At 56.3% G+C, this 25,865-nt stretch carries 25 protein-coding genes, 1 tRNA gene and 1 pseudogene; 11 read left to right on the forward strand and 16 right to left on the reverse strand.

Annotated features, from left to right (window positions below):
- The first annotated feature begins 62 nt into the window (after positions 1-62).
- The 3 genes from GOW16_RS08680 to GOW16_RS08690 all read left to right on the forward strand — a co-directional run bounded on the left by GOW16_RS08680 (position 63) and on the right by GOW16_RS08690 (position 2,822).
- A complete protein-coding gene (locus GOW16_RS08680) occupies positions 63-1,073 on the forward strand; it encodes a branched-chain amino acid ABC transporter permease (protein ID WP_170413270.1) in 1,011 nt (336 codons plus the stop codon).
- Complete coding sequence (locus tag GOW16_RS08685) at positions 1,070-2,383, forward strand: branched-chain amino acid ABC transporter permease (RefSeq protein WP_170413273.1); 1,314 nt, start codon at positions 1,070-1,072, stop codon at positions 2,381-2,383. The genes GOW16_RS08680 and GOW16_RS08685 overlap by 4 nt, the downstream gene beginning before the upstream one ends.
- Positions 2,384-2,570: 187 nt before the next feature.
- Complete coding sequence (locus tag GOW16_RS08690) at positions 2,571-2,822, forward strand: hypothetical protein (RefSeq protein ID WP_170413277.1); 252 nt, start codon at positions 2,571-2,573, stop codon at positions 2,820-2,822.
- A 42-nt stretch (positions 2,823-2,864) separates the two neighbouring features.
- Here the strand turns inward: GOW16_RS08690 and GOW16_RS08695 are convergent, their stop codons facing one another.
- Complete coding sequence (locus GOW16_RS08695; protein ID WP_170413280.1) at positions 2,865-4,406, reverse strand: helicase HerA-like domain-containing protein; 1,542 nt, start codon at positions 4,404-4,406, stop codon at positions 2,865-2,867.
- A 433-nt stretch (positions 4,407-4,839) separates the two neighbouring features.
- On the opposite strand from GOW16_RS08695, the gene GOW16_RS08700 reads away from it, so the two are divergent.
- The gene (locus tag GOW16_RS08700) at positions 4,840-5,448 is read left to right on the forward strand and encodes an invasion associated locus B family protein (protein WP_170413282.1); all 609 of its coding nucleotides are present in this window, start codon (positions 4,840-4,842) and stop codon (positions 5,446-5,448) included.
- Positions 5,449-5,510: 62 nt separating this feature from the next.
- On the opposite strand, the gene GOW16_RS08705 is transcribed toward GOW16_RS08700, so the two are convergent.
- Genes GOW16_RS08705 through GOW16_RS08720 form a run of 4 tightly spaced genes read right to left on the reverse strand, consistent with a single transcriptional unit; the run spans position 5,511 to position 9,751 of the window.
- A complete protein-coding gene (locus GOW16_RS08705) occupies positions 5,511-6,719 on the reverse strand; it encodes a beta-ketoacyl-[acyl-carrier-protein] synthase family protein (RefSeq protein ID WP_170413285.1) in 1,209 nt (402 codons plus the stop codon).
- Between the two features lie 9 nt (positions 6,720-6,728).
- Positions 6,729-6,986, reverse strand: coding sequence for an acyl carrier protein (locus GOW16_RS08710; protein WP_170413288.1), 258 nt, complete (start codon positions 6,984-6,986; stop codon positions 6,729-6,731).
- A 32-nt stretch (positions 6,987-7,018) separates the two neighbouring features.
- Positions 7,019-8,110, reverse strand: a complete 1,092-nt coding sequence (lpxD, locus tag GOW16_RS08715; RefSeq protein ID WP_170413291.1) for a UDP-3-O-(3-hydroxymyristoyl)glucosamine N-acyltransferase — start codon at positions 8,108-8,110, stop codon at positions 7,019-7,021.
- A gap of 36 nt (positions 8,111-8,146) precedes the next feature.
- Positions 8,147-9,751 carry a L,D-transpeptidase family protein gene (locus GOW16_RS08720; protein ID WP_170413294.1) on the reverse strand — a complete coding sequence of 535 codons (1,605 nt, stop codon included), beginning with the start codon at positions 9,749-9,751 and terminating at the stop codon, positions 8,147-8,149.
- 355 nt (positions 9,752-10,106) lie between these two features.
- Between GOW16_RS08720 and GOW16_RS08725 the strand changes: the two genes are divergently transcribed.
- A complete protein-coding gene (locus GOW16_RS08725; protein WP_170413296.1) occupies positions 10,107-10,676 on the forward strand; it encodes a YcbK family protein in 570 nt (189 codons plus the stop codon).
- Between the two features lie 683 nt (positions 10,677-11,359).
- Here the strand turns inward: GOW16_RS08725 and GOW16_RS08730 are convergent.
- The 10 genes from GOW16_RS08730 to GOW16_RS08775 all read right to left on the reverse strand — a co-directional run bounded on the left by GOW16_RS08730 (position 11,360) and on the right by GOW16_RS08775 (position 19,842).
- Positions 11,360-11,436: transfer RNA gene (locus GOW16_RS08730), tRNA-Arg, on the reverse strand.
- Between the two features lie 66 nt (positions 11,437-11,502).
- Complete coding sequence (locus GOW16_RS08735) at positions 11,503-12,723, reverse strand: cysteine desulfurase (protein WP_170413298.1); 1,221 nt, start codon at positions 12,721-12,723, stop codon at positions 11,503-11,505.
- A 13-nt stretch (positions 12,724-12,736) separates the two neighbouring features.
- Positions 12,737-13,303 (reverse strand): YIP1 family protein, encoded by a 567-nt coding sequence (locus tag GOW16_RS08740; RefSeq protein ID WP_170413301.1) that lies wholly within the window; start codon positions 13,301-13,303, stop codon positions 12,737-12,739.
- Positions 13,300-13,785, reverse strand: coding sequence for a YIP1 family protein (locus tag GOW16_RS08745; RefSeq protein WP_170413304.1), 486 nt, complete (start codon positions 13,783-13,785; stop codon positions 13,300-13,302). The genes GOW16_RS08740 and GOW16_RS08745 overlap by 4 nt, the downstream gene beginning before the upstream one ends.
- On the reverse strand, positions 13,785-15,065 hold the full coding sequence (sufD, locus tag GOW16_RS08750; protein ID WP_170413307.1) for a Fe-S cluster assembly protein SufD: 1,281 nt from the start codon (positions 15,063-15,065) through the stop codon (positions 13,785-13,787). Before sufD ends, GOW16_RS08745 begins: the two co-directional genes overlap by 1 nt.
- On the reverse strand, positions 15,065-15,820 hold the full coding sequence (gene sufC, locus GOW16_RS08755; protein ID WP_170413310.1) for a Fe-S cluster assembly ATPase SufC: 756 nt from the start codon (positions 15,818-15,820) through the stop codon (positions 15,065-15,067). Before sufC ends, sufD begins: the two co-directional genes overlap by 1 nt.
- Positions 15,813-16,526 carry a polysaccharide pyruvyl transferase family protein gene (locus tag GOW16_RS08760; RefSeq protein ID WP_217354547.1) on the reverse strand — a complete coding sequence of 238 codons (714 nt, stop codon included), beginning with the start codon at positions 16,524-16,526 and terminating at the stop codon, positions 15,813-15,815. Before GOW16_RS08760 ends, sufC begins: the two co-directional genes overlap by 8 nt.
- Before the next feature lie 214 nt (positions 16,527-16,740).
- Positions 16,741-18,261: a Fe-S cluster assembly protein SufB gene (gene sufB, locus GOW16_RS08765; RefSeq protein WP_170413317.1), complete on the reverse strand. Its 1,521-nt coding sequence runs from the start codon at positions 18,259-18,261 to the stop codon at positions 16,741-16,743.
- An 18-nt stretch (positions 18,262-18,279) separates the two neighbouring features.
- Positions 18,280-19,323 (reverse strand): cysteine desulfurase family protein, encoded by a 1,044-nt coding sequence (locus GOW16_RS08770; RefSeq protein ID WP_170413320.1) that lies wholly within the window; start codon positions 19,321-19,323, stop codon positions 18,280-18,282.
- A 60-nt stretch (positions 19,324-19,383) separates the two neighbouring features.
- Complete coding sequence (locus GOW16_RS08775; protein ID WP_170413323.1) at positions 19,384-19,842, reverse strand: Rrf2 family transcriptional regulator; 459 nt, start codon at positions 19,840-19,842, stop codon at positions 19,384-19,386.
- Between the two features lie 177 nt (positions 19,843-20,019).
- On the opposite strand from GOW16_RS08775, the gene GOW16_RS08780 reads away from it, so the two are divergent.
- Genes GOW16_RS08780 through GOW16_RS08790 form a run of 3 tightly spaced genes read left to right on the forward strand, consistent with a single transcriptional unit; the run spans position 20,020 to position 22,072 of the window.
- On the forward strand, positions 20,020-20,673 hold the full coding sequence (locus GOW16_RS08780; protein ID WP_170413326.1) for an alpha/beta hydrolase: 654 nt from the start codon (positions 20,020-20,022) through the stop codon (positions 20,671-20,673).
- Positions 20,673-20,918: a hypothetical protein gene (locus GOW16_RS08785; RefSeq protein ID WP_170413329.1), complete on the forward strand. Its 246-nt coding sequence runs from the start codon at positions 20,673-20,675 to the stop codon at positions 20,916-20,918. The genes GOW16_RS08780 and GOW16_RS08785 overlap by 1 nt, the downstream gene beginning before the upstream one ends.
- Positions 20,915-22,072 (forward strand): HD domain-containing protein, encoded by a 1,158-nt coding sequence (locus GOW16_RS08790; RefSeq protein WP_170413332.1) that lies wholly within the window; start codon positions 20,915-20,917, stop codon positions 22,070-22,072. The genes GOW16_RS08785 and GOW16_RS08790 overlap by 4 nt, the downstream gene beginning before the upstream one ends.
- A gap of 53 nt (positions 22,073-22,125) precedes the next feature.
- Here the strand turns inward: GOW16_RS08790 and GOW16_RS22970 are convergent, their stop codons facing one another.
- Positions 22,126-22,257 (reverse strand): hypothetical protein, encoded by a 132-nt coding sequence (locus GOW16_RS22970; RefSeq protein WP_302478056.1) that lies wholly within the window; start codon positions 22,255-22,257, stop codon positions 22,126-22,128.
- A gap of 207 nt (positions 22,258-22,464) precedes the next feature.
- Here GOW16_RS22970 and GOW16_RS08795 point away from each other — a divergent pair, with 207 nt between their 5' ends.
- The 3 genes and pseudogenes from GOW16_RS08795 to GOW16_RS08805 all read left to right on the forward strand — a co-directional run.
- Complete coding sequence (locus GOW16_RS08795) at positions 22,465-22,800, forward strand: DMT family transporter (protein ID WP_254429720.1); 336 nt, start codon at positions 22,465-22,467, stop codon at positions 22,798-22,800.
- A 76-nt stretch (positions 22,801-22,876) separates the two neighbouring features.
- On the forward strand, positions 22,877-24,694 hold the full coding sequence (gene typA / locus GOW16_RS08800; protein WP_170413339.1) for a translational GTPase TypA: 1,818 nt from the start codon (positions 22,877-22,879) through the stop codon (positions 24,692-24,694).
- Between the two features lie 436 nt (positions 24,695-25,130).
- Positions 25,131-25,865 (forward strand): annotated as a pseudogene (locus tag GOW16_RS08805) (hypothetical protein); the annotation flags it as partial.

Consider the following 25,865-nt stretch of genomic DNA (forward strand, 5'->3'; position numbering starts at 1 on the left):
ATGATTGTGCAAATGGCAAAACGCATGCCATAAAGCCGCACCCGAAAGAACGAGACGATCAAATGGACTTATTGAATGCGTTAGTCGCGCTGGCAAACTTTGTCATCGTGCCTGCGGTTGCTTACGGCAGTCAGTTGGCGCTTGGGGCGCTTGGGGTCACACTCATCTACGGCATACTGCGATTTTCAAATTTTGCCCATGGCGACACGATGGCCTTCGGCGCGATGATCGCAGTGCTGGTCACATGGGGCCTCCAAGCCGCCGGGGTGAGTTTCGGCCCACTGCCCACCGCCCTGCTCGCCCTGCCCTTTGCGATATTGGGCTGTATCGTTCTGGTTCTGATAACCGACCGATTGGTCTATCGGTTCTATCGGGAACAAAAGGCCAAACCAGTGATCCTTGTGATCGTGTCGATGGGCGTCATGTTCATCATGAACGGTCTTGTTCGGTTCATCATCGGGCCGGATGATCAACGGTTCTCGGACGGCGCGCGTTTCATCGTATCTGCCCGTGATTTCAAGGCCATGACCGGACTGCGCGAAGGGCTTGCGATCAAAACCTCTCAGGGCATCACATTGGTAGTTGCTGTTGTTGCGGTGGCGCTGCTGTTTTGGTTTCTCAACAAAACCCGCACGGGCAAGTCGATGCGGGCTTATTCCGATAACGAGGATCTGGCGCTGCTGTCCGGTATCAACCCGGAACGCGTGGTGATGATCACATGGATTATCGTTGCGGCCCTGGCAACCACGGCAGGCGTTCTCTACGGGTTGGACAAAAGCTTTAAACCGTTTGTCTACTTCCAGCTTCTGCTGCCGATTTTCGCATCCGCTATTGTCGGCGGACTTGGCAATCCGTTGGGGGCCATCGCGGGCGGTTTCATCATCGCCTTCTCCGAGGTCACCATCACCTATGCCTGGAAAAAGGTGCTCACGTACATTGCACCGGAAAGTCTGGCACCGTCGGGTTTGGTTCAGTTCCTGTCCACCGATTACAAATTCGCCGTCAGCTTTGTCATCCTGCTGATCGTGCTTCTGTTCAAGCCTACGGGCCTGTTTAAAGGAAAAGCGGTATGACCGAATACGTCAAAAACACGCTGCTTTTCGTTGTCGTCGGCGGCCTGATCCTGCTGACCGGTTTCACACAAAGCTGGAACTCTGCGATCCTGATCCTGAACATGGGGCTGATCTCGGCCATTATGGCGATTGGGGTGAACCTTCAATGGGGGTTTGCGGGCCTCTTTAACGTCGGCGTTATGGGATTTGTCGCGCTGGGCGGACTGGCGGTTGTGCTGGTTTCGACCCCGACAACACCCGGAGCTTGGTCTTCAGGCGGCTACGGAATTGTCCTAGCGTTGTTGTTGGGCGCCGCGACGGTTGTGGCGGCTGTTCTGGTTGCAACCCGAATGCCAAAGGGCCGTACCCAAACCCTGACGATTATCGCTATTCTGATCGTCGGGTTCTTTGTCTACCGCGCCGTTTTCGATCCAAGCGTCGCCGGGGTCGAGGCCATTGACCCGGCCATTGCCGGAAATCTTGGCGGTCTTAACCTGCCGGTCCTGCTTGCCTGGCCTGCAGGCGGTCTTCTCGCCGCTGGTGCAGCGTGGCTGATCGGCAAAACCGCCTTGGGTCTACGCTCGGATTATCTCGCGATTGCAACGTTGGGCATTGCCGAGATCATCATCGCAGTTATGAAGAATGAGGACTGGCTGGCCCGAGGCGTCAAGAACGTCTACGGCATCCCGCGCCCCTCACCTGTCGTTGGTTACGAAGTCGAACTTCAAAACGATCCCGGCTTTGTTGCGCGGGCTGATTGGCTGGGGCTGGATCCCGTCATTGCATCCACCCTTTCGGTCAAACTGGGTTATTCGCTGCTGTTCATGATCGTTCTGCTTGTCCTGCTGTGGATGGCGCAGATGGCGTTGAAAAGTCCCTGGGGCCGCATGATGCGCGCCATACGGGACAACGAGGTCGCAGCCGAGGCGATGGGCAAAGACGTCACCCGGCGACACCTGCAGATCTTCGTGCTCGGCTCGGCCATCTGCGGCATTGCGGGTGCAATGATGACAACTCTGGACGGTCAGTTAACGCCCGGAACCTATAATCCACTGCGCTTTACCTTCCTTGTCTGGGTGATGGTCATCGTTGGTGGATCGGGTAACAATTTCGGCGCTGTTCTGGGCGCGTTCCTGATCTGGTTTCTGTGGGTTCAGGTCGAGCCGATGGGATTGTGGTTCATGAACCTGATCACCTCAAGCATGCCCGATGGCAGTGCCCTCAAATCTCATTTGATCGAAAGCGCTGCGCATATGCGCCTGTTCACAATGGGGCTTATACTGCTGGTTGTTCTCAGGTTCAGTCCGAGGGGTCTGATCCCGGAAAAGTAGGATCACAAACCATCAAATCTTGAAGCCGCGCCAACTGATTGGTGCGGTTTCTTGATTTTGTGGGATATACCGACTAGACGAAGCCCAGTACCGCCTTGATCCAGCCCTCTTTTTGGCCAGTATTTACGCTAAATTGATGCCTGGCCCGCGATCATTCGGGAAATCTACGAGTATAAGAAGAGTGCACATGAATAATTCCCTCACAAAAACAATCCTTATCGTTCCGCTGTTGGTTACGCTGGCCGGTTGTATTCCCACACCGGAAGATCTGGAAACCACTCCGGTCCAGGTGCAAACGCCCAAAGGTGTGGTCACCTGCCAACTGTACCGTCAGGACCGTGTGACATGGGATCGGGCGATCGACTTCCCGGCAACCAAAATGTCAGTTCCCGAGGCAGATTCCTATTGCCGGCAGGAAGGCCAGCGCCGTCTGAAGTAACAGATTGCGCGCCGGGCAGCAGGTTCCTGCCCGGCGCCGAACTTATCTGGCTTTGAACAAACCGCCCAGTATTCCGCGGACGATGCGGCGTCCGGTTGTTCCTTTCAGCTCTTTAATCACAGCCTCGCTCATCGCGGTAGCAAACGTGTCTTGCTTGCGCATCGCACGAGAGGTTGACCGTCCTACCCGGCTGCCGGAATAGCGCCTGGCTGTCGCAAACTCACGCTCAGCCGTAGATTGGGTTTCCAACTGTTCCTCGGCTTCTGCCGCCGCTTTAGCCGCCGCATCGGCGCGGGACTGTAGAATTTCAAAGGCCGATTTCCGGTCCTTCAACGTCCCGTATTTCGCTTTCATTGCTGAGGCATCTATAAATGCCTTCCGCTCGGCCTTGGTAATCGGACCCAATTGCGATCCGGGCGGGCGGATCAGGGTTCGTTCAACGATCCCTGGCACACCCTTTTTCTGCAGCATGGACGTCACGGCCTCACCCACGCCGACCTCACGGATCGCCTGTTCGGTGTCGAAGGCAGGGTTCTCACGATAGGTTTCGGCAGCAAGCCGAAGGTTCTTACGATCCCGTGCCGTGAATGCGCGTAGGGCATGCTGAACCCGGTTACCCAACTGTCCCAGAATATCTTCTGGAACATCCGCAGGGCTCTGCGAAATGAAGTAAACGCCAACCCCTTTGGACCGAATGAGCCGTGCGACCTGCTCGACCTTGTCCACCAAAACCTTGGGCGCATCATCGAACAGCAAATGCGCTTCGTCGAAAAAGAACACCAGCTTGGGTTTGTCCGGGTCTCCGACTTCGGGCAGTTCTTCGAACAACTCGCTGAGCAGCCATAACAGGAAAGTGGCATAAAGGCGCGGTGAACCCATCAACTTGTCTGCCGCCAAAATGTTCACGACGCCCTGCCCGTTTTCATCCACCCGCATCAGATCGGCCAGTTCCAGCGCGGGTTCCCCAAACAATTTGGTCCCGCCCTGGTTCTCGAGCACCAGCAGTCGCCGTTGAATGGCCCCTATGGAAGAGGTCGAGACATTGCCATAACGCAATGACAGCTGCGCCCGGTTTTCCCCGATCCAGACCAGCAGCGCCTGAAGGTCTTTGAGGTCCAATAATGGCAAGCCTTCTTCGTCGGCCACCCGGAACGCGATGTTCAGAATGCCTTCCTGCGCTTCGCTCAGATCCATCAGGCGCGACAGCAAAAGCGGCCCCATCTCGGTCACGGTTGTGCGAACGGGATGCCCCTGTTGCCCAAACAGGTCCCAGAATGTGACCGGACATGCACTATACACGTAATCGGCAAAACCGATCCGCTGGGCCCGATCCTGAAACGCTTGGTGAAGTTTGTGGTTTTCACTGCCCGCCTTCGCCAGACCAGACAGGTCCCCTTTGACGTCAGACAGGAAAACCGGAACACCGGCCTGGGAAAAGCCCTCGGCCAGAATTTGCAGTGTCACCGTTTTCCCGGTTCCGGTCGCCCCCGCGATCATGCCGTGGCGGTTGGCATATTTCAGCGTCAACGACTGCGGTTGGCTGTAACCGTCCCCAGCGCCGCCCAAGAATATGTTTTCGTCCATGAGTGTAAGGCCTTATATCCACCGATCTGCAGCCAGCATACAAAGTTAACCTTTATCTGCGAAAGTCTAATTGCTGCCTTCGTGGTTCAGGTTACGGGGCGGCATATTTCCTCCCTGTCGACTGACCGCGCCTTCGGGCGCGGTTTTTTTCACAAATCATGGCCATTACATTAAAAATTCAGGTTAGCAGTTGACCGCTGCGCCCGCCTTTCGTAACGTCTGCGCATAACTAAGTCGGCCAGTCCGACGGGGAGAAAATTATATCGAAGGGAGCCGCTCCACCGGCTCCCTTTGTCATTTGTGCGGTCGCACGTCATTTCCCTGTCTACGGCGAAAAACCGTTCACGTGATGAAATGATCCACCTTAGCCCCTGACAGTGTCGGACAAGGGTGATAGACGAATGAAAAAGTCCAACACATTGCCGAGGCATTCATGATCAAGAACACCCTATCCGTCAGCCTGATTTCCGCTGCCATGTGGTGCGGGGCCGCGTACGCTCAGGAAACGACACAGGACACCGAACAACAGCCCGAGACCTCGCAAACCGAGGCCGGAAGCAACCTGGACTTGGGTGAAACCGGTCCGCGTCTCGGCGAGCAATACATCAAGGAAGAAAAAGGAGATTGGTCGATCCTGTGCATCAAGACCGATGCCGAAGAAGACCCCTGCGCGATGCGTCAGATCCTGACCGGCGAGCAAGGCCAGCCGATTGCAGAAATCACTCTGGAAAGATTGCCTGAAGGTGTCGCCGCCGTTGCTGGCGCAACTGTGGTTGTGCCACTGGAAACGATGCTGCAAGCACAACTGGCACTGTCGGTCGACGGTGCTCCGGGCAAGCGTTACGACTACCACCACTGTAACCCCGTTGGCTGTGTTGCGCAGCTGGGCTTTACCGAAGGCGACGTAGACGCAATGAAGGCCGGAACCAAAGCGACCCTTTCGCTTGTTTCGGTTCTTGCCCCCAATCAATTGCTGCAACTCGAAGTTTCACTGGCGGGCTTCACTGCAAGCTTTGACGGCCTCGAAGTACTGCCGAACTAAATGTTCGCAAAAAAGACGCCGCCAGGTATTACCGGCGGCGTCTTTTGTTAGTTTGTCAGAGCTTAGACGCGCTTAAGCGCAAGAACGGCATTCAGCCCACCAAAAGCAAACGCATTGCTCAACGCCACGTCCACCTTCGCCTCGCGGGCCTCGTTCGGAACAACGTCCAGCGCGCATTCGGGGTCCGGTTCTTCATAGCCGATGGTTGGCGCAATCACACCATCCCTCAGCGCCATGATACAGGCCAAAAGCTCGACAGCACCAGTGCCGCCGATCAAGTGGCCGTGCATCGATTTGGTCGACGAAATCATCAGTTCGTCCGCATGAGGGCCAAACACGTCGGCCACTGCCGCACATTCTGTTTTGTCGTTGGCTGCGGTGCCGGTGCCATGCGCGTTGATGTATCCAACACTGTCCGCACTCAAACCAGCATCGGCCAGCGCGCCCGACATGGCGCGTGCAGCGCCCTGTTTGCTGGGCATGACGATATCCGAGGCATCTGACGACATGGCAAAGCCTACAACCTCGCACAGGATATCGGCCCCACGGGCGCGCGCGTGCTCGTATTCTTCGAACACGAAGACACCTGCACCTTCGCCCTGCACCATGCCATTGCGATTCGCGCTGAATGGGCGGCAGGCGTCCTTGGACATGACGCGCAGCCCTTCCCAGGCTTTGACGCCACCAAAGCACAACATGGATTCCGAACCACCGGTCAACATTGCCGGAGCAGCCCCGCTGCGGACCATCTGGAACGCCAGCGCCATTGCGTGGTTGGACGAAGCACAGGCCGTCGACACCGTAAAGCTAGGCCCTTTGAGGTTATGCTCCATCGAGACGTGGCTAGCCGCGGCGTTGTTCATCAGTTTGGGTACGACAAACGGGTGAACCCGGTTTTTGCCATCCTCATAAACGGAACGGTAATTGTCATCCCAGGTCGAAACGCCGCCACCTGCTGTGCCCAGCACAACGCCCGAACGGGCGGCAAGATCACCGTGGAATTCGATCCCGGATTGATCGATCGCCTCTTTCGCAGCCGTCAAAGTGAATTGGGTGAACCGATCATACAGCGTCATTTGCTGGCGGTTAAAACGACCCTCGGCTTCAAACCCGCGAACTTGACCGCCAATCTGGATCGCAAGCCTTTCCACATCCCGAAACTCAAGCGCAGAAATACCGCAGCGCCCTTCGCGCATAGCATCCAACGTATCAGGCACCGAATGGCCCAGTGAATTGATTGTACCGGCCCCGGTAATGACGACGCGTTTCATGGGAATATGTCAGACCTTCTCCGACACCAGCTTTTCGATACCGGCGATGATTGCCGCAACATTCGAGATATCGAAGTCGCTGGCGCTCGGCTCGTTGGCATTGAACGGAATCGAGATATCGAATTCTTCCTCGATGGCGAAAATACTCTCGACCAGACCAAGGCTGTCGATACCCAGATCTTCAAGCGTGCTCTCGGGTGTCACATCCGACGGCTCCAGCACGGCCTGCTCTGCAATAATTGCGATGACGCGGTCGCTGATGCTCATGTCGATCCTCTGATTATTCTGTTGAGGGTGATTTAATCGCTCGGAGGCAATTTGGAAACAACCTTTTTTAACGCCTCAACGTCACGTGCCAATCGCGGCAGTCGACGTTGTGCTTTGTAAATGTCTGTATGCGTTTCCATTTTGATGCCCGGATAGCCCATAATCACACGCCCTTTGGGCACATTGGACAGGATCTTTGTGCCCCCGCCCGAAATCACGCCATCACCGATAAAGATGTTGTCCACGACGCCGGTCTGCCCGCCCAACACAACGTTGTTTCCAATCTCGACCGATCCGGACACGCCGGTTTGCCCACACAGCAGACAATCCTGTCCGACGCGTGTGTTGTGCCCGACGTGAACCAGGTTATCGAGTTTTGAGCCATTGCCGATACGCGTATTCCGAATTGTCCCATTGTCAACGGTGCAATTTGCGCCAACTTCGACATCGTCGCCGATCTCAACGGCACCCAGCGAATGGATACGAAGCCAACTTTGGGCGCGAACCTCACCCTGATCGCCCATGGTTTTGCGCGCGTTTTCGGCACCGGATACCTCGGGTGTTACAAAGCTGAACCCATCTCCACCGATCCGCGCACCCGGTTGCGCAATGAAACGATCACCGATCTGAGCGCGAGCCCCGATACTCACCATCTCGCGCAGAACCGCGTCGTTCCCAAGAACGGCATCCATACCGATCACGCAATGAGGTCCGATGATCGCGCCTTTACCTATGCGCACACGCGCGCCAATGACTGCCAGCGGACCGATCGAAGCACCTTCACCGATCTCCGCCGTCGGGTCGATAACGGCCGAGGAGTGAATACCCGGCTCAACCCCCTGCCCGCGATCCAGCATCGCGGTGATCCCAGCCATCGCCATGCGTGGGCGCGGCACGAAAATTGCGGCCTTAAGCCCCAAGGCTTGCCAATCCGCACCCTCCCACAGAACAGCAGCACGGGCTGCCCCCGCGCTGAGCGCATCTGCGTATTTCGGCGACATTGCCATTGCCAAATCTGACGGTCCGGCATCAGCCGGTTCTGCAGCACGCTCTATGGTGACGCTAAGATCGCCCTGGCTTTCCGCGCCCAAGGCTTCGGCGATTTGCTTAATAGTGTACTGCATGACGGGCTTCCCGGATTTAGGACCTGCCCCCGGTGATTACCCCTGAACGTCCGGCAGGGCCACCCCTGCTTTCTGCAGAGCATCCCAGATTTTCCGATCCCGGTCATACACATCGCGGCGATACTGGACGTCTCCCTTCGGGCCGATATAGGCCGTACGATAGATCAGGTGGACTGGAACGTGCTGTTCAAGTTGAACAGTTGTTTCCTTGCCCGTCGCCAGTATCCGCTGGAAGAATGCCTTCGGATTTTCTTCCTGCTTGGCCAAAAGCGCATAAGCGAAGTCAAATGGCTGCGCCAGACGAATACACCCGTGCGAGAACGCACGCGTTTCACGCGCAAACAGAGATTTCTGAGGCGTATCATGCAGATAGATGTTGTACTTGTTGGGGAACATGAACTTCACCAGCCCCAGCGCATTGCTTTTGCTGGGGGGTTGACGCATGGCAAATGGGAAATTCTTGGTGTTGAATTGAGTAAAATCAACCGCTCCACGGTTCACAAGACGGCCACTACGATCAGTGATCTGGATGTGACCGACGGCGTTCGGGTTTGACTGCAGCTTTGGCAGATATTCCTTGGTGATGATCGAGCGCGGCACATACCAACTTGGGTTGATGACCATATGCTCCATCTCGTCCGAGAACTCGGGGCTGCGTCGGTCATGCACGTTCTTGCCAATCACGGCACGGGTTTCAAAGGTGACCAGGCCATCGTCCACGATCTTTGCTGAAAAATCCGCCTGATTCACCAGAATGTGCCGCTCACCCCGTTCGCGCGGCAACCAACGCTCGCGTTCCAGTGCAACATACACGGCCTTCAACCGCTCGGACGCCGTTCGGTTCAACTCGGCGATGGTCCCCTGACCGGCGACACCGTCTGGGGCCAGGCCATGCGATTGTTGAAAATCCTTGACGGCAGCAAGCATCGCTTCATCGAAATCGGGGCTAGCCGTTGGTTTGAGATACCCCATAGTAATCAATCTGTTACGCAGCTTAATTACATTGGGACCGGCATCGCCGTATTCCAGCTTGTCCGCGGGCACACCAGCGCCCCAGCCGCCTTGGTTTACCAAAGCCTCCAGCGCGATTTTCTGCTTCATCAACGCGCGGTATTGAGTGGACTGCGGTGCCAGCTGATCAAAATACGCGTCACCCTCGGCAGCAAGCAGGCCCTGCAAATGATCATCGGCCGAACGGCGCGACACTTTGCGGACCAGCCCATCGTCGATCTGAGAAGGACGCAATGCGCCCGAGTACAGATCATTTGCGTATCTGACAAACGCCTTGCTCAGCGCGATTTCAACCGCACCCAAATCCCGCAGCGATCTGGCGTCCTGCATCTGTGACACAATCGACTGAACGTCATAGGCCCCTTCAGGCAAACCATGCAGCTTCGTGGACGATAACGCCTTAACCAACCGCGCCCTGCGGGCCTCGTGCTCAGGCGTGTCGCCGACCCAGACCGGCGCAAACGCGTTGGAACGATAAAACTCAGCAAGGCCCGATCCGGCGGGCGCAAACTCGGCCACAGCCATCTGGAAGGCCGTCCCAGGTGCAGACTGGGCACTTGCCACAGAGGCTGACGCCGAAACACAAGCGGCGAAGATAAGACTTTTAGGCAACCGATAAAATGCTCGCATGGGATGACCCTGATTATTCAATACTTTGCGCGTTCTGAGGCGCGTTCTGAACGAATATGGTTTTCGGCTGGACCTTTTGTCCATTCACAAATACATCAATTTGAACCATCTATCCGAGCCTGATGCGCGTTTGCATCGGCCGCGCAGCGCCAACGGCTAAATTCCTCAATATTATACCGATTTGCATCACCTGCGCAAAAAATCGCCGAAAATTCCCCCTTGAAAAGATGAATGTGAAAGATTTCTTGGCTGCCTTTTCGGACTGTGTCATAAATCCCGCATCTGGGATGGGAAAAAATTAAGATCGCGCGCGTAACATCGTGTGCAGGCAGGAACAGTACGGGACGAAACAAAAATGACCACGAGCAGTACATCGGGTTTAACCCGGCGTGCCCTACTGGGCGCATTCGCGGCAACAGCAGTTGTAGCAGCACCGACTTATTCCAATGCAGCAGGTTTTTTGCGCGGCAGCGGTGATATCCGCCGCATTCGCATGTATTCAGGTCGTACCGGCGAACGGATCGATATGATCTATTGGGTGGACGGCAAATACATCAAAGATGCAGTCAAAGAAGTGAACCACTTCATGCGCGACTGGCGTACGGACCAGAGCAAGTCCATGGACCTGCGCACCATCGACATCATGGCGGCCTCTCACAACCTGCTGGACGTGAACGAACCCTACACGCTTTTGTCCGGCTACCGTTCCCCTCAAACTAATGCAATGCTGCGATCGCGTTCGCGCCGCGTGGCCAAGAACTCGTTGCACATGAAAGGCCAGGCTGCCGACTTGCGCCTGTCCTCCCGTTCCGTTTCTCAGATGGCTAAAGCGGCCATGTCCTGCCGCGCTGGTGGCGTTGGCAAATATTACCGCTCGAACTTTGTCCATATGGATTGCGGTGAGGTTCGCAGCTGGGGCGGCTAAAAGTCCCGCTATCTGTTTAGCAACAACGAGCGCCCTTGGGCGCTCTTTGTTTTTTTACGCCCCAATCACATATTTTACCCAAAAATGAGCTTGCCGACCATCGCACCGTTCGAACCGGAAATTGGTCGATCGAAGGCGTTCTCACGACATCAAAACCATCCTTCTATCGAAAAAACGCACCGTATTTTCCTGTACATGTTTGGGACACGAGAAAAACTTGAACGATATTGAAAGGGGTATTTCCAAAAAAGAGGTATACTGAGACGGTAGGGTAGAGAGTAATGATTTCGGTTGTCGCCAATATCGTAGCGTTTTTTTTGTTGGGTGCCGCGCTTTATTTGGCATACCACGCCGGTTCGTTTCGACGAGAATTCAAGAATACTAAAAACCCACCCCCGGTGGTTGTGTTTTCCATCGTAGTAGCATTCGCTGCCTATTTAATAATGGTGCTGATTTAGTTGCTCATTCAGCATCCAGACATCTGTTTTGACAATCCATCAAGCGCCGGACGGAAAGCTCATCAATCTAACAATAGAACTTTGGGGAACGTTAAATCCTGCCAGAGCTCAGGCATGGTTCCGCGATCACTGCAAAAAAGTCTTCAATTCCGCGGAGAAGCTAAAAAAGACCTGTGGCCCCGGAAGCGCAACACGGAACAGCATGCCAGCGACTCTGTTCAGAAATGGCGCACCTGAGAGGATTCGAACCTCTGGCCTCTGCCTTCGGAGGGCAGCGCTCTATCCAACTGAGCTACAGGTGCCTTGGCCGTTAGCTAACCTTGTTCCGATCCGGGCGCAACTGCAAATCCACCCGGAACGGACAGGTTTCATGCAAACAGATCGTGTGCCAATTCCAGAGCGTCGATGAGTATGTCGACTTCATCCGTGGTGTTGTACAAACCGAAGCTTGCACGGCAAGTCGCAGTGACACCGTAGAAATCCATAAGCGGTCCGGCGCAGTGGTGACCAGCACGGACGGCCACACCTTTCTTGTCCAGAATGGTCGAGACATCATGCGCGTGCCCTGCCCCATCCAGCGTAAAGCTGAAAATCGCGGCCTTGTCGGGGCGCGTGCCCTGAACCTGCAACCAGTTCAGACCGGTCAGTTTTTGCATCGCATAGTCGCGCAGATCGGCTTCGTGCGCGGCGATGTTTTCCATCCCCAGATCCATCATGTAATCCAGCGCAACACCCAAACCGATGGTCTGGACAATACCGGGTGTTCCGGCCTCAAACTTCATTGGCGGATCGTTGTAGATCACCTGATCCTTGCTGACCTCTTTGATCATGTCGCCACCGCCGATGAAGGGGCGCATCTCGGCCATGCGTTCGGATTTGATGTAAATCGCACCCGACCCCGAAGGGCCATAAAGCTTGTGCCCGGTGATTGCATAGAAATCGCAGCCGATATCGGCGACATTGACGGGCATGTGCACGGCGCCTTGGCTGCCATCAACCAACACCGGTACGCCCTTCGCGTGCGCGCCTTCTGTGATCGCTTTGACGTCGACCACCGTGCCCAACACGTTCGAACACTGCGTTACCGCAACCAGCTTAGTTTTGGGGCCGATTGCGTCGATCACCGCCTGCGGATCCAGCCCGCCGTCGGCGTCGACATCGACCCATTTCAGGACAACGCCCTGACGTTCGCGCAGGAAATGCCAGGGGACAATATTTGCGTGGTGTTCCATCACGCTCAGCACGATCTCATCCCCGGCCTGCATGCGCGGCATGGCCCAGCCATAGGCGACCAGATTGATCCCTTCGGTCGTGCCTGAGTTCAAGACGATCTCATCCTCGCCCCCCGCGCCAAGAAAACGAGCGATGGTTCCCCGGACGGACTCGTATTTCTCGGTCGCCAGATTGGACAGAAAATGCAGGCCACGATGAACGTTCGCGTATTCTTCGGAGTAAGCCCGCGTCACCGCATCGATAACGGCCTGCGGTTTTTGTGCCGATGCACCATTGTCCAGATAGGTCAACGGCTTGCCGTTTACTTCCCGAGACAGGATCGGAAAGTCCGAGCGGATTTTCTGCACGTCATACATGGTCTTCTATTCCCTATACGGGGCCGCCGGGCGTTAATGCGAGGACAAAGGGCACTGCGATCAGAGCAGACAACACGATGACCCCGAAGGATTTAGCAAGCGAACCGAACTGGTGTGCTTCATTCAAAAAATGAAGCGTGACGTAAAGACTGATTATTGCTGTGGCCAGTAAAAACATCAGCATCAAAAACGGCAGCACAATTGCGGCGACCAGCGTGATCATCATCGCTGCGATCTGAAGGTATTGCAGCCAGATCGTCAGTGTCAGGATGTCATCGAACGTTGCACGGCCACCCAGAAACCGACCCACGAACAGGAAGGCCCCGACGCTCAGCATCATGGCGCCGGCAGATCGGATCAAACCCAGAAACACAGGCTCTGGTGTGGGTACGGGTTCGCCAGCAGGGACCGGGATCAAATGATCAATGCCCAGTTGCACAAGGCCATTCAGCACCACTGCCAGAAAGAACGCCAGCCACAAAACCTCGCGCCCTGGACGCATATCCAAAAGTCGCCGGGCCGCCTGGGCCGGGTTTGTCAGGGTCAGTATCGCAAGATCGACAAAGCCAGTGGGATTCATTCTTGCTGCCTTTGTGCTTGTCTGAGACCTGCCAGCCAGAACCACAGGAAGACTGCGAACCAGACAATCCCCACGATTGTCAGGGCCGGGCCAGACCCTATGAAACCGGCGACCAAACCATTCAAAAGGACCAGAGGCGTCGAGGACAACAGCGCCCAAAACAGCGCCAACCGTGCGCCATAGGACGTTCCCTGACCGCCGACCAGACGGGCGGCACCATATGAAACAAATGCCAGCAGGTAGAAAAACAGCGGCAAGATAAAGACAGTGCCCATCAGGGCACCACCCATCAACATATCCAGCTCCAGCCCTTCTATGTGCGCGCGCCGCGCAAGGCCGGGCAGCTGAGCGATGAATGCCACGACACAAAAGGCCATGACAAACACCAGCGCCCTGTCCTCGCGCGGGCCAAGGTCAAGAAGCCGCCGCACGACCCGTCCCGGCCCCCGATAGGTGGCCACGATATCCGCGGTCAAAGGCATCAGATATGCCGCGACAACCAGCCTTCTAGGCGGTTCACGATGGCCTCGGCCAATGCCGCATCTTCGATCTCATCGACCGCTTCGGCCAGAAATGCCAGCGTCAGCATGTTGGTGGCGTCCTTCACTGGCACGCCACGTGAGCGAAGGTAGAACAGCGCCGTCTCGTCAATCGCGCCCGAGGTCGATCCGTGCGAACACGCAACATCGTCTGCATAGATTTCAAGCTCGGGTTTGGCGAGAAACTGGCTGTCGTCATCCAGAAGCAAAGATTGGCTGATCTGATAACCGTCTGTCTTCTGTGCACCTTCCTTGACCAGGATTTTGCCCTGGAAAACGCCGGTCGCACCGTTGCGCAAGACTTTCTTGAACACCTGACGGCTTTCGCAGTTTACCGCGTCATGCGTGACGAAAACCGTGTCATCATGGTGGAAATCGCCATCGCCAACACACGCACCCGCCACATGGGCGACCGCATCATCACCGGTCAGTTCGACGACTTGCTCGTTGCGGGTCAGAATGCCGTTCACCGTAAGCGTGAAGGATTTATAGACAGATTCCTGCCCCAGACGCGTGAACATGTGTGTCGCGGCGCGGCGTTCGTGATCCCTGCCCTGTGCGCGAACGTGATGCAAAATGCCGCCATCGGCGATGTCGATCTCCATGCACTTATTGAAACGCGACGCGGCTGGTCCGTTTTCGAGGATCGTCACCTCTGCACCGCTTTCAACGCGGATGATGTGATGCAGCATCGCGTCAGAGGTTTCAGACGCATGGCGATAAATCAGGCTGATCGGCTTCGACGGCTTACCGGTCACATGGATTGCGACACCGTCCGCAGCAAAAGCTGTATTCAAAGCCGCCAAAGGCCGTTGTACTGGAGATTGCCCACGCGCTTCGAGGACGCCATACAGCTCTTTAGCCCAATGGATATCCTTGCAGCAGATGTCCTCGATCCGGTCGATGCTGACGCCTTCCAGTTCCAGATCATCCGAGTCCTCGGCGCTAAATACACCGTCGATGAAAACGATCTTCAATCGATCCAGATTGCCAAACAGCAGCGGCTCGTCCGAATTGAACAGCGCAGCACGTGGCGCTTCGGGCGAAATCAGCGTGTCGGGACGCGTGTATTTCCAGTACTCGTCGCGCCGACCCGGCAGACCCATTTCCAGCACACGCGCCAGCGCGTCTTCACGCGCAGCCCGGGTACAACCGGCGTCGGGCATGGTCAACGTGGCCAGCCGCGCTTCGGTCGCGGTTTGTTTTACTTCGGGCAGCGCCATCAGTTCACCTCGGCCAGGATGTCGGCATAACCGTTGTTTTCAACTTCCAGCGCCAGATCAGGACCACCGGTTTTCACGATCCGACCATCTGCCATGATGTGCACGACGTCGGGTTTGATGTGGTCCAGCAGACGCTGATAGTGGGTGATCACCAGGAAACCACGGCCTTCGTCCCGCAGCGCGTTGACACCTTCGGCCACCAGCTTCATCGCATCAACGTCCAGACCCGAGTCGGTCTCGTCCAGGATGCACATCTTGGGTTCCAGCATCGCCATCTGCAGGATTTCGTTGCGCTTCTTCTCACCACCCGAGAAGCCAACGTTTACCGGACGCTTGAGCATGTCTGCGTCAATCTTCAGTGATTTCGCCTTGGCACGCACTTCCTTCAGGAAGTCCGCTGCCGAAAGCTCTTCTTCACCGCGCGCCTTACGTTGTGCGTTCACGGCCGTGCGCAGGAAGGTCATGTTACCAACGCCCGGGATCTCAACCGGGTACTGGAATGCCAGAAAGATGCCGGCAGCAGCGCGTTCTTCCGGCTCCATTTCCAACAGGTCCGCACCTTCCAATGTGGCCGAACCCTCGGTCACTTCATACCCATCACGACCCGACAGAACATAGCTGAGCGTCGACTTGCCCGAACCGTTCGGCCCCATGATCGCGTGCACTTTTCCAGCCTCAACCGTCAGATCGACACCTTTGAGGATTTGCTTTTCTTCTTCCTCAAGTTTCACGTGCAGGTTTTTGATTTCAAGCATGATGGAGTTCCGTTTCTTGCGTGATTGTTGAAAAGCTCTCCAACAAGTTCAACTGGCTCTGTTCGATACCATTCTGGTAGGCCAGTGAACCCGGAGGCTCGTTCTTTGCTAGTTTCGCGATCTCCCCCACGTTCAATGGCGGGGGCAAAGCGCGTTCAATTCCGGTTGCATAGTCGTAAAACTTCAATCCGGGTTTCTTATGTATTTTGTTCAGTTTGAACCAGTGGTTGGCCACACCGTAACTGTCCGCAACGATCAGCCCATGCAGGCTGGAAGAGAAGATTTGCGCACAAACGGCAATTTCAGCACAAACGACATCGGCCGGTCTTCTGGTGTCTATCAGTTTGAACCTGGGGTCCGATGCGACCAGAGCCACGATTTTCGGATCTTCGACCTCGCTATGGTGTGGTACGATGCCGATGATGTCATCCTGCGCCTCAGTTCTCGGATGGACTCGGCTGGCCAAAACTCCGGGATCGCCAAAGGTTACGTTCCGCAGGTCCAGAAGAGATGCCGTAATTGGACCGCGCACAGTCTTAGGACTTCGCACCGATTTCACAAAATCCGTTGCCAAAGGCTCGATACATCCACTTCCCCAAACGAACGGTTTTACAGGCGAACCACGCCCCAGAGCGCCGCGGCTGACAAAGGACATGATCGAACCGATCGCGAACAGTTCAGCCCGAACAGGTTTTGCCCACACCACGGGCCGACCAGACTCATGCGCCACAACGTCACGAGAAAGATCATCCCCGAAATTTGGGCTATTGTTCCACCAAAAAAGCTTGATGGGGACAGCCTCTTTTTGAGGTTCAGACTGTTCCATACCTACGCTTGCCTTATGCCCGAGCAAGGACCAGCAACAATTTTCAATGCTGTGAAAAACACGGTCACGACGATCCTCGTTTCAAGTACGCGGGTTATCCCACAGATCCCTCTAGGCTGATCGCCACCAGCTGTTGCGCCTCCATGGCGAATTCCATCGGCAACGCCTGCAGGACGTCTTTGCAGAACCCGTTAACGACCAGCGCCACGGCCTCTTCCTCGTCCATACCGCGCTGACGGCAATAGAACAGTTGATCATCGTCCACCTTGGACGTCGTCGCCTCATGCTCAACCCGGCTCGAGTTGTTGCGAACCTCGATGTAAGGCACCGTGTGGGCCCCGCATTTGTCGCCAATCAGCAAGCTGTCGCACTGGGTATAGTTGCGGCTGTCCTTGGCCTTGGGGTGCATCGAGACCAGCCCGCGATAGGTGTTCTGGGCTTTACCCGCGCTGATCCCTTTGGACACGATGCGCGACTTGGTGTTCTTGCCCAGGTGAACCATCTTGGTGCCAGTATCGGCCTGCTGATAGTTGTTGGTAATCGCGATCGAGTAGAACTCACCCTGGCTTTCGTCACCGCGCAGAATGCAGGACGGGTACTTCCAGGTTACGGCCGAGCCAGTTTCGACCTGCGTCCACATCACCTTTGACCGATCGCCCCGGCAATCGGCGCGCTTGGTCACAAAGTTGTAGATACCGCCCTTGCCTTCTTCATCCCCAGGGAACCAGTTCTGGACGGTTGAGTACTTCACCTCGGCGTCTTCTTCGATGATGATCTCGACAACAGCGGCGTGAAGCTGTGCCGTGTCGCGTCGCGGTGCGGTGCAGCCCTCCAGATAGGACACATACGAGCCCTTGTCCGCGATGATCAGCGTACGTTCGAACTGACCGGTGTTTTCCGCGTTGATGCGGAAATATGTGCTCAGCTCCATCGGGCAGCGAACACCCGGCGGGATGTAGACGAACGAGCCATCCGAGAATACGGCCGAGTTCAGCGTGGCGTAGAAGTTGTCTGAAACCGGCACGACCGAACCGAGGTATTTCTTGACCAGTTCCGGGTGCTCGCGGATCGCCTCGGAGATCGAACAGAAGATCACACCGTGTTTCGCCAGTTCATCCTGGAAAGTCGTACCAACAGAAACCGAGTCAAACACCGCGTCCACAGCGACCTTGCGCCCCTCGGCGGGCATATCTTCGGCGCCTTCGACACCCGCCAAAATCATCTGTTCTTTCAGCGGGATACCCAGCTTTTCGTAGGTGGCCAGCAGCTTGGGGTCGACCTCATCCAACGACTTCGGCTTTTCCTCCATCGACTTGGGACGTGCATAGTAATACTGGTCCTGAAAGTCGATCTTGGGATAGTGAACCATAGCCCAGTTTGGTTCTTCGATCTGTGTCCAGCGTTCGAACGCGGCCAGACGCCATTCCGTCATCCACTCGGGCTCTTCGTTCTTTTCCGAGATCAATCGAACGATATCCGGGTTCACGCCCTTGGGGGCGTATTCCATCTCGATATCTGTATCCCATCCGTATTTGTAGGTTCCGACCTCGCGTACCGCATCCACGGTTTCCTGATCGACACCTTCTTTTACCTGGGTTTGGTCCAAAGCGGCCATTTGACACCCTCCGTCAGATCACGCGGCACGCGCGCGATGCTTCTTTTCTTTTTCAAGCCACGTTTCGGCGAAACGCAGCACATCTTCTTCAGTGGTCATAGGCCCCAGAGACACGCGGATCGCGCTGGCTGCTGTAACCTCATCAAAACCCATTGCGGTCAACACCGCGCTGGCCCGGACCTTTCCGCTGGAACAGGCAGAACCTGCGCTGATAGCAAAACCCGCCAAATCCATCTGCATGACTTGCGTTTCACCCTTCCAGCCCGGAGTTGCGAAACAAGAGGTATTTGGCAGGCGATCCTGACCTTTCCCGACAAAAATAGTAGATTTAGAACCAGCCTCAAGGGCATTTTCTAGAATATTTCTAAATTCACGAACCTGTTCCCAAACACCGCTGGAGAGATCCCGTGCCGCAGCCTCAGCTGCGGCCCCGAACCCAGCGATTCCAATGACATTTTCCGTGCCCGAGCGCCGGCCCATCTCCTGACCGCCGCCCTTGATCATTGCAGGCAGATCCGTGCCACGTTTCATCACAACGGCACCGATACCTTTTGGCCCGCCCAGCTTATGCGCCGAAATCAATGCCATTTGGGCGCCCATCCAGTTAAAAGCCACGGGCAATTTGCCAAACGCCTGAGTCGCATCGGTCACGGCCAATCCGTTGGGAATCGATTGGACAATCCCGGTCTCGGAATTCGCCAGTTGCAGGGTTGACTGCACAGGGTTTGGAACATCCACCTGACCGGACTGCGACGCGGGCAAGTCTTCGATGATCCACGACCGGATCGCATCATGCTCAAGTGCGGACCCATGCAGTTCCCGTCCCGCCAGGGTCAACGCGGCCCCTTCAGTGGATCCGGACGTGAACACAATGTCTGCGCCGTCAGCTCCAAATGCCGCAGCGATCTGCGCGCGGGCGCGTTCTACCAAAGCCTTGGCCGCACGACCCTCGGCATGCACGGATGAAGGATTTCCGCACAGGTCCATCGCCGCAACCATGGCGTCGCGCGCCTCGGGGCGGAGCGGCGTTGTGGCGTTATGATCCAGATAAATACGATTCATGGATACATCTTTTTCCTGATGGAAAACCGGTGAAGTGTGGGTGACATAAAGGGCAATGGATCACTCATCAACCACGGCAAACAGGCTTGGTACGGCAGGACATGGGGCCAGGTCGTTCTTGATCACGTCGGACAATCGCGTCTGGTGCAGAAAGACATAGACATGTGCGCTTAGACCTTCCCACAACCGGTTGGTCAAGGATTGCGCCCTGCTGCCCGACGACGCACCCGAAGCCCCCGCGCCCTTCTGCAAGGCATCAACGGTTTCGTCCACCGCGGCCAGAATTTCGACAACGCGAATCTCGGATGCCGGGCGCGCCAATCGGTAGCCGCCACCAGGTCCGCGCACCGACGACACCAACTCGGCCCGGCGTAGCTTGACAAACAGCTGCTCGAGATATGGCAGAGAAATATCCTGACGCTCAGATATTTCGCTAAGAGTTACCAACCCTTCAGTCGGCTGCAATGCTATATCAGCCAAAGCAACCATCGCGTAACGACCCTTCGTCGAAAGCTTCATTGTCTTTCCCTTATGGCAGGTTATACGCGAAAACATTGACGCCGCCGCCGCCAGTGCGTATCTCCGACAAGCAGCGCCTTGCGCATAGCATCACAATTAGAACCGTTCTAAAGTGCCATACGATAACCGTCAAGTATATCGTGGCATCAGGAAGAAAAAGACAGGACCAAAGCACACATGCCCGAGGTGATTTTTCCCGGACCCGAAGGCCGCCTGGAAGGCCGCTACCACCCGCAAAAGGAAAAAGACGCACCGATCGCCATCGTGCTGCACCCGCATCCTCAGTTTGGCGGGACCATGAACAACAAGGTGGTCTATAACCTGCACTACGCGTTCTACAACATGGGCTTTACCGTGTTGCGCTTTAACTTCCGCGGCGTAGGCCGCAGCCAGGGCGAATACGATCAGGGCGTCGGAGAGTTGAGCGATGCCGCCTCGGCGCTGGATTACCTGCAGTCGATGAATAACAACTCGAAACACTGCTGGGTCGCGGGTTTCTCGTTTGGTGCATGGATCGGCATGCAGCTGTTGATGCGGCGCCCGGAAATTACCGGTTTCATCAGTGTCTCGCCGCCCGCGAACATGTATGACTTTTCATTTCTGGCGCCCTGCCCGTCATCTGGCCTGATCATCAATGGTTCCTCTGACCGTGTAGCACCACCCGCCGACACCACATCTCTGGTCAACAAACTGCACGAGCAGAAGGGCATCACCATCACTCATAATGAGGTCGAAGGTGCTGATCACTTCTTCCAGGATCGTCACATGGACACGCTGATCACCGATGTCAGCGACTATGTAAAACGTCGCCTGACCGAGAACACGCGCTAATGTCCGACACCATCAGTAACCTCGCCTCCAAACTGGCTGAGGACACGATGAAGGTGATGGATGAAACCGGCGATGATCGTTTCTTTGTCGAAGTGGGAGAGCTTTTGGGTGCGTCCTCACAGACTCTGGAAGAAGCGTTCCTAACTGAGATTCGTGTGCGCATGGCAGAACGCAAGGCGCGCAAATTTGTCATCGATAGACTGACCAAACACCGATCCCAAGTGAAAGCGATTGAAAAGAAATGACTGAAAGACTGTCCGCGCAACTTGAATTCCTGAAACGCGCGGACAGGCTGAAGTCGGTCGATCGCGCGAATGCATTACTAGATCAGTCCCGGCCGGAAAACGCCGCAGAGCACAGTTGGCACCTGGCGTTATGGGCGCTGACAATGGAGCCGCTGGCGGGTGACGACGTCGACATCAACCGCGTCATACGCATGCTTCTGTTGCACGATCTGGTTGAGATCATCGTGGGCGATCACCCCATTCATCTGGACACCGACTGGAGCGCGGTAGAGCAGGCCGAGCGGGTCGCTGCGGATAAGTTGTTCGGGCTTTTGCCGGACGACCAGACAATCGTTTTTCGTGCCCTCTGGGAAGAATTCGAAGCCGACACGACGCCAGACGCCAAATTCGCCAAATACCTCGACCGATGCCAACCGCTGTTTCAAGTCATGTGCGCACCAACTCCCAACCCTGACCATGTCGAGGTTGTCCGAGAAAACCTCAGCACTGGTCGCGCTGCATATCTGGCGCAGGAATTCCCTGAAGCGCACAGCTTAGCCAGCGCCCTGCTGAACAAGCAATCAGCGTCCGAATCCGCGTTTTCCGAGCGGCTGGCTTTTTTAGCTGAGGCAGACCGCCTTAAATCCGTTTACCGCGCTTCACGCCTGTTGTCCGGAGAGCGGTTTGAAAACTCGGCCGAACATTCCTGGCACATCATGCTGTTTGCCTGGGTATTGGCGGAATACGCGCAGCCTGGCGTGTCTCTGGAACGTGTCCTGAAGATGCTGCTGCTGCACGACATTGTCGAGATCGACGCCGGAGATCACCCCATCCACGGTCAGGTGGACCACGCCGCGCAAGAGGCTGAAGAACAGGCCGCTGCCGACAGGCTTTTTGGTCTGCTGCCCAAGGCACCTCAGTTGACTTTCCGGACACTTTGGCAAGAGTTCGAGGACGCCGAAACTGCAGATGCGCGCTTTGCCAAGGCCATTGATCGGTTTCAAACCCCGGTCGGAAATCTTGAAACCGGCGGAGGATCCTGGGTGGATTACGACGTAACCTTTGCCCAAATCGAACAGCGCGTGGGAACGCCGATCAATCGCGGCGCACCAGAACTGTGGTCGTGGCTGCGGCCGAAACTGAGCACGTACTTTTCGGAAAATGCTGTCGGCTGAGCCAAAAGAAAAAGGGGCGCTAAGGCCCCTTTTCCAATCGTTCCGGCAGGCACTTAAACCTGAAAACTTTCGAACCGCTCAACACCACTGGCTGCGTTTATGTCGACGGACCCCCCGCCCGCAAGCCACCCAAGCGCCACTATCAATGCCGAAGCGACGATCACGGATATCGCAAATTTCGTCATAGAAAACTCATAAAAGAAAACTAAAAAACATCTGCTTCATATCAGAATCTATCTCTTTGAAATAGTATGGTTATCCTGACCTCACCGGCACACCACCCCATTTGCCAGGCGGTCGTAACTTTCCTGATTTTCGCCCAAATTCTTCTTGCCGCGAAACGGAATATCGTGCTCAACCCTTCCGCATCGCAACTAAACTCGAGGCACACATTGCCCAAAGCCTATCTCATCCTTTTGCTGGCGGTTATCGCTGAAACGATTGGCACCTCGGCGCTGCAGGCCAGCCAGCAGTTCAGCCGGTTTTGGCCCTCTGTTCTGGTAGTTGTTGGATACGGAGTGGCCTTCTACCTGCTCGGCCTCACCCTGAAATACATGCCGGTTGGCATCGTATATGCCATTTGGTCAGGCCTGGGGATCGTGCTGATTGCCATTATCGGATTCATCGTTTTCGGTCAGCGCCTCGACTGGCCCGCTGTGGTTGGATTGGCCATGATTTTGACCGGAATCCTTGTCATTCACCTGTTTTCCAACACAGCCGGCCACTGATGACCGGTTAGGGCTGGCCTATTCAGTCAAACCGCGTTATGCGCGCGGCAACTTCCCGTTCAAAGGCTGACCTCTCATGGACCTGCGCAATATCGCAATCATCGCTCACGTGGACCACGGCAAGACGACCCTGGTGGATGAGCTGCTCAAACAATCCGGTGCGTTCCGGGAAAATCAGGCGGTGGCGGAACGCGCCATGGACAGCAACGATTTGGAGCGCGAGCGCGGCATCACCATCCTTGCCAAGGCGACTTCGGTCGAGTGGAATGGCACCCGGATCAACATCGTTGATACCCCCGGCCACGCCGATTTCGGTGGCGAGGTTGAGCGGATCCTAAGCATGGTGGACGGCGTTGTCCTGCTGGTGGACGCAGCCGAAGGTCCGATGCCGCAGACCAAATTCGTGACCTCCAAGGCGCTGGCGCTTGGCTTGCGTCCCATTGTCGTTCTGAACAAGGTCGACAAACCGGATGCCGAGCCTGATCGTGCACTCGATGAGTGCTTTGACCTGTTCGCAAACCTTGGTGCCGATGATGATCAGCTGGATTTCCCGTCTATGTATGCCTCGGGCCGTTCGGGTTGGGCGGACATGGAACTGGATGGTCCCCGCAAGGACCTGACCGCGCTATTCGACCTTATCGTCGATCACGTTCCCGCCCCCAAACAGGCCGAGCGCAAAGACGAACCCTTCCGCATGTTGGCCACGACGCTGGGCAGCGACCCGTTCATCGGACGCATCCTGACGGGCCGCGTCGAAAGCGGCACCTTGAAGGCCGGTGACAACCTCAAGGCGCTGAGCCGTGACGGAACACAGATCGAAAACTTCCGTGCGTCGAAAATCCTGGCGTTCCGCGGGTTGGCACAGCAGCCAATCGACGTGGCCGAGGCAGGCGACATCGTCACCATTGCAGGCATGAGCAAAGCGACCGTGGCCGACTCGCTGGTTGCGCCGCAGGTCGACGAAGCCCTGCCCGCGCAACCTATCGATCCGCCAACCATCACCGTGACCTTCGGCATCAACGACTCGCCCTTGGCCGGTCGCGACGGCAAAAAGGTGCAGTCTCGCGTCATCCGGGATCGCCTGATGAAAGAGGCCGAATCGAACGTGGCGATCCGCATCACCGACACCCCCGGAGGTGAAGCCTTTGAAGTCGCCGGTCGCGGTGAACTTCAGATGGGAGTTCTGATCGAGAACATGCGTCGCGAAGGGTTTGAGCTGAGCATTTCTCGTCCGCAGGTTCTGTTCCGCGAGGAAGACGGCCAGCGTCTGGAACCGATCGAAGAAGTCACCATCGATGTAGACGACGAGTATTCTGGCTCGGTAATCGAGAAAATCACTGGTGCCCGCAAGGGAGAGCTGGTCGAAATGCGCCCTGCAGGCGCAGGTAAAACCCGCATCATCGCGCATGTGCCGTCACGCGGGTTGATCGGATACCATGGTGAGTTTCTGACCGACACACGCGGCACTGGTGTTCTGAACCGTGTTTTCCACGACTGGGCGCCTCATAAAGGCGCAATCCCTGGTCGTCGCGCGGGCGTTCTGATCTCGATGGAGAAAGGTCAGGCCGTGGCCTATGCGCTCTGGAACCTGGAAGAGCGCGGCCGGATGTTCGTGGCCCCACAGACCGATGTTTATCAGGGAATGGTTATAGGTGAGCATTCACGCGACAATGACCTTGAGGTTAACCCGCTCAAAGGCAAGAAGCTCACCAACGTGCGTGCCAGCGGTTCCGACGATGCCGTTCGTCTGACACCTCATGTCCAGTTTTCCCTGGAAGAGGCGATTGCCTACATCGATGATGACGAATTGGTTGAAGTCACGCCAAACGCCATTCGGCTGCGCAAGCGTTTCCTTGATCCGCACGAGCGGAAACGGATGGCAAAATCGGCTTGAACCAGCTCCGGGCATTGTTTCCAAACGCTCCACAATGCCAAGATTGTGACATATTTGCTTCCAAATCGACTAAATTAACCAAAATAAAGCCCGTCCGTCCGACGGGCTTTTTTGTTGTTTTTCATACAGTTTCACCAATAGGTTGCACAGTTCCTTGCAATTTTTGCTGACACTCGAATGAAAAATGAGACAAGATGTGGCTGTATTTTTGTCAAATCTGTGGCACAATTACTTAATTCTAAGGTGTAGGTAATGAGTTTAAAGGAGTAGCGCTATGCGCGTAAGGTCCCGTTTGTATTCGTTTGTATTTTTATCCGCGGCATTCCCATTGATGGCAACAAGCGCGGCTCATGCGGCTGAGGTTTGCAAAGTCAAAACAGCCCGTCAATCTGTATCCACTGAAACGCTTTGTAGTTGCAAAGTCGTCGACAAGCGGATGCTGCGTTACATTCAACGCCGCGCCGACTTCGAGGATATCCTGGCCCGTACGTCTCAGGCGTGCCCCCTGTTCGCGGCCATTTTGACCGACATTCCAACAGCGACTGTCCTAACCGATCAGACCAACCGCGGTAACGACAACGAATCGGTTAGCCGCAGCAACACGTCGGCCGGCGACGCCGGTGGGAACGGCGGCTCTGGCTCGTCGACCAATGGCGGCGAAAACGGTGAAGGCGGTGGCGGCAATGGCGGCGGCGGCGGTGACGGCGGCGGCAATGGCGGTGGCGGCAATGGCGGCGGCAATGGCGGTGGCGGCAATGGCGGTGGCGCTGGCGGCAGTAACGGCGGCGGCAGCAACGGAAGCGGCGGCAGCAATGGCGGTGCAGACACTGGCAGCGGCAGCGGCGGCGGCGGTAGCAACGGCGGCGGAAACTCCGGCAGCGGCGACGGTAACGGCGGCAGCAACGGCGGTGGAAACTCCGGCAGCGGCGACGGTAACGGTGGCAGCAACGGCGGTGGAAACTCCGACAGCGGCGACGGTAACGGTGGCAGCAACGGTGGTGGGAACTCCAACAGCGGCGACGGTAACGGCGGCAGCAACGGTGGCGGAAACTCCAACAGCGGCGACGGTAACGGTGGCAGCAACGGTGGCGGTAACGACGGCGGTGGCAGCGATGGCAGCGGCGGCGGTGACGGCGGCGGTGGCAGCGATGGCAGCGGCGGCGGCGACGGC

This window comes from Ruegeria atlantica, from assembly GCF_013033965.1.
GTDB lineage: Bacteria > Pseudomonadota > Alphaproteobacteria > Rhodobacterales > Rhodobacteraceae > Ruegeria > Ruegeria atlantica_D.

Excerpts from the sequence above, each read along its gene's own strand:
- sufB (WP_170413317.1), bottom strand. The coding sequence starts at position 18,261 with ATGGCCGCTTTGGACCAAACCCAGGTAAAAGAAGGTGTCGATCAGGAA.
- GOW16_RS08735 (WP_170413298.1), bottom strand. The coding sequence starts at position 12,723 with ATGTATGACGTGCAGAAAATCCGCTCGGACTTTCCGATCCTGTCTCGG.
- GOW16_RS08705 (WP_170413285.1), bottom strand. The coding sequence starts at position 6,719 with ATGAAACGCGTCGTCATTACCGGGGCCGGTACAATCAATTCACTGGGC.
- GOW16_RS08775 (WP_170413323.1), bottom strand. The coding sequence starts at position 19,842 with ATGAAGCTTTCGACGAAGGGTCGTTACGCGATGGTTGCTTTGGCTGAT.
- GOW16_RS08770 (WP_170413320.1), bottom strand. The coding sequence starts at position 19,323 with ATGAATCGTATTTATCTGGATCATAACGCCACAACGCCGCTCCGCCCC.
- GOW16_RS08720 (WP_170413294.1), bottom strand. The coding sequence starts at position 9,751 with ATGCGAGCATTTTATCGGTTGCCTAAAAGTCTTATCTTCGCCGCTTGT.
- GOW16_RS08745 (WP_170413304.1), bottom strand. The coding sequence starts at position 13,785 with ATGCCTTTGACCGCGGATATCGTGGCCACCTATCGGGGGCCGGGACGG.
- GOW16_RS08695 (WP_170413280.1), bottom strand. The coding sequence starts at position 4,406 with ATGGACGAAAACATATTCTTGGGCGGCGCTGGGGACGGTTACAGCCAA.
- GOW16_RS08710 (WP_170413288.1), bottom strand. The coding sequence starts at position 6,986 with ATGAGCATCAGCGACCGCGTCATCGCAATTATTGCAGAGCAGGCCGTG.
- GOW16_RS22970 (WP_302478056.1), bottom strand. The coding sequence starts at position 22,257 with ATGACGAAATTTGCGATATCCGTGATCGTCGCTTCGGCATTGATAGTG.
- GOW16_RS08725 (WP_170413296.1), top strand. The coding sequence starts at position 10,107 with ATGACCACGAGCAGTACATCGGGTTTAACCCGGCGTGCCCTACTGGGC.
- GOW16_RS08790 (WP_170413332.1), top strand. The coding sequence starts at position 20,915 with ATGACTGAAAGACTGTCCGCGCAACTTGAATTCCTGAAACGCGCGGAC.
- GOW16_RS08685 (WP_170413273.1), top strand. The coding sequence starts at position 1,070 with ATGACCGAATACGTCAAAAACACGCTGCTTTTCGTTGTCGTCGGCGGC.
- lpxD (WP_170413291.1), bottom strand. The coding sequence starts at position 8,110 with ATGCAGTACACTATTAAGCAAATCGCCGAAGCCTTGGGCGCGGAAAGC.
- sufD (WP_170413307.1), bottom strand. The coding sequence starts at position 15,065 with ATGGCGCTGCCCGAAGTAAAACAAACCGCGACCGAAGCGCGGCTGGCC.
- GOW16_RS08700 (WP_170413282.1), top strand. The coding sequence starts at position 4,840 with ATGATCAAGAACACCCTATCCGTCAGCCTGATTTCCGCTGCCATGTGG.
- GOW16_RS08785 (WP_170413329.1), top strand. The coding sequence starts at position 20,673 with ATGTCCGACACCATCAGTAACCTCGCCTCCAAACTGGCTGAGGACACG.
- GOW16_RS08780 (WP_170413326.1), top strand. The coding sequence starts at position 20,020 with ATGCCCGAGGTGATTTTTCCCGGACCCGAAGGCCGCCTGGAAGGCCGC.
- GOW16_RS08740 (WP_170413301.1), bottom strand. The coding sequence starts at position 13,303 with ATGAATCCCACTGGCTTTGTCGATCTTGCGATACTGACCCTGACAAAC.
- GOW16_RS08690 (WP_170413277.1), top strand. The coding sequence starts at position 2,571 with ATGAATAATTCCCTCACAAAAACAATCCTTATCGTTCCGCTGTTGGTT.
- GOW16_RS08680 (WP_170413270.1), top strand. The coding sequence starts at position 63 with ATGGACTTATTGAATGCGTTAGTCGCGCTGGCAAACTTTGTCATCGTG.
- sufC (WP_170413310.1), bottom strand. The coding sequence starts at position 15,820 with ATGCTTGAAATCAAAAACCTGCACGTGAAACTTGAGGAAGAAGAAAAG.
- typA (WP_170413339.1), top strand. The coding sequence starts at position 22,877 with ATGGACCTGCGCAATATCGCAATCATCGCTCACGTGGACCACGGCAAG.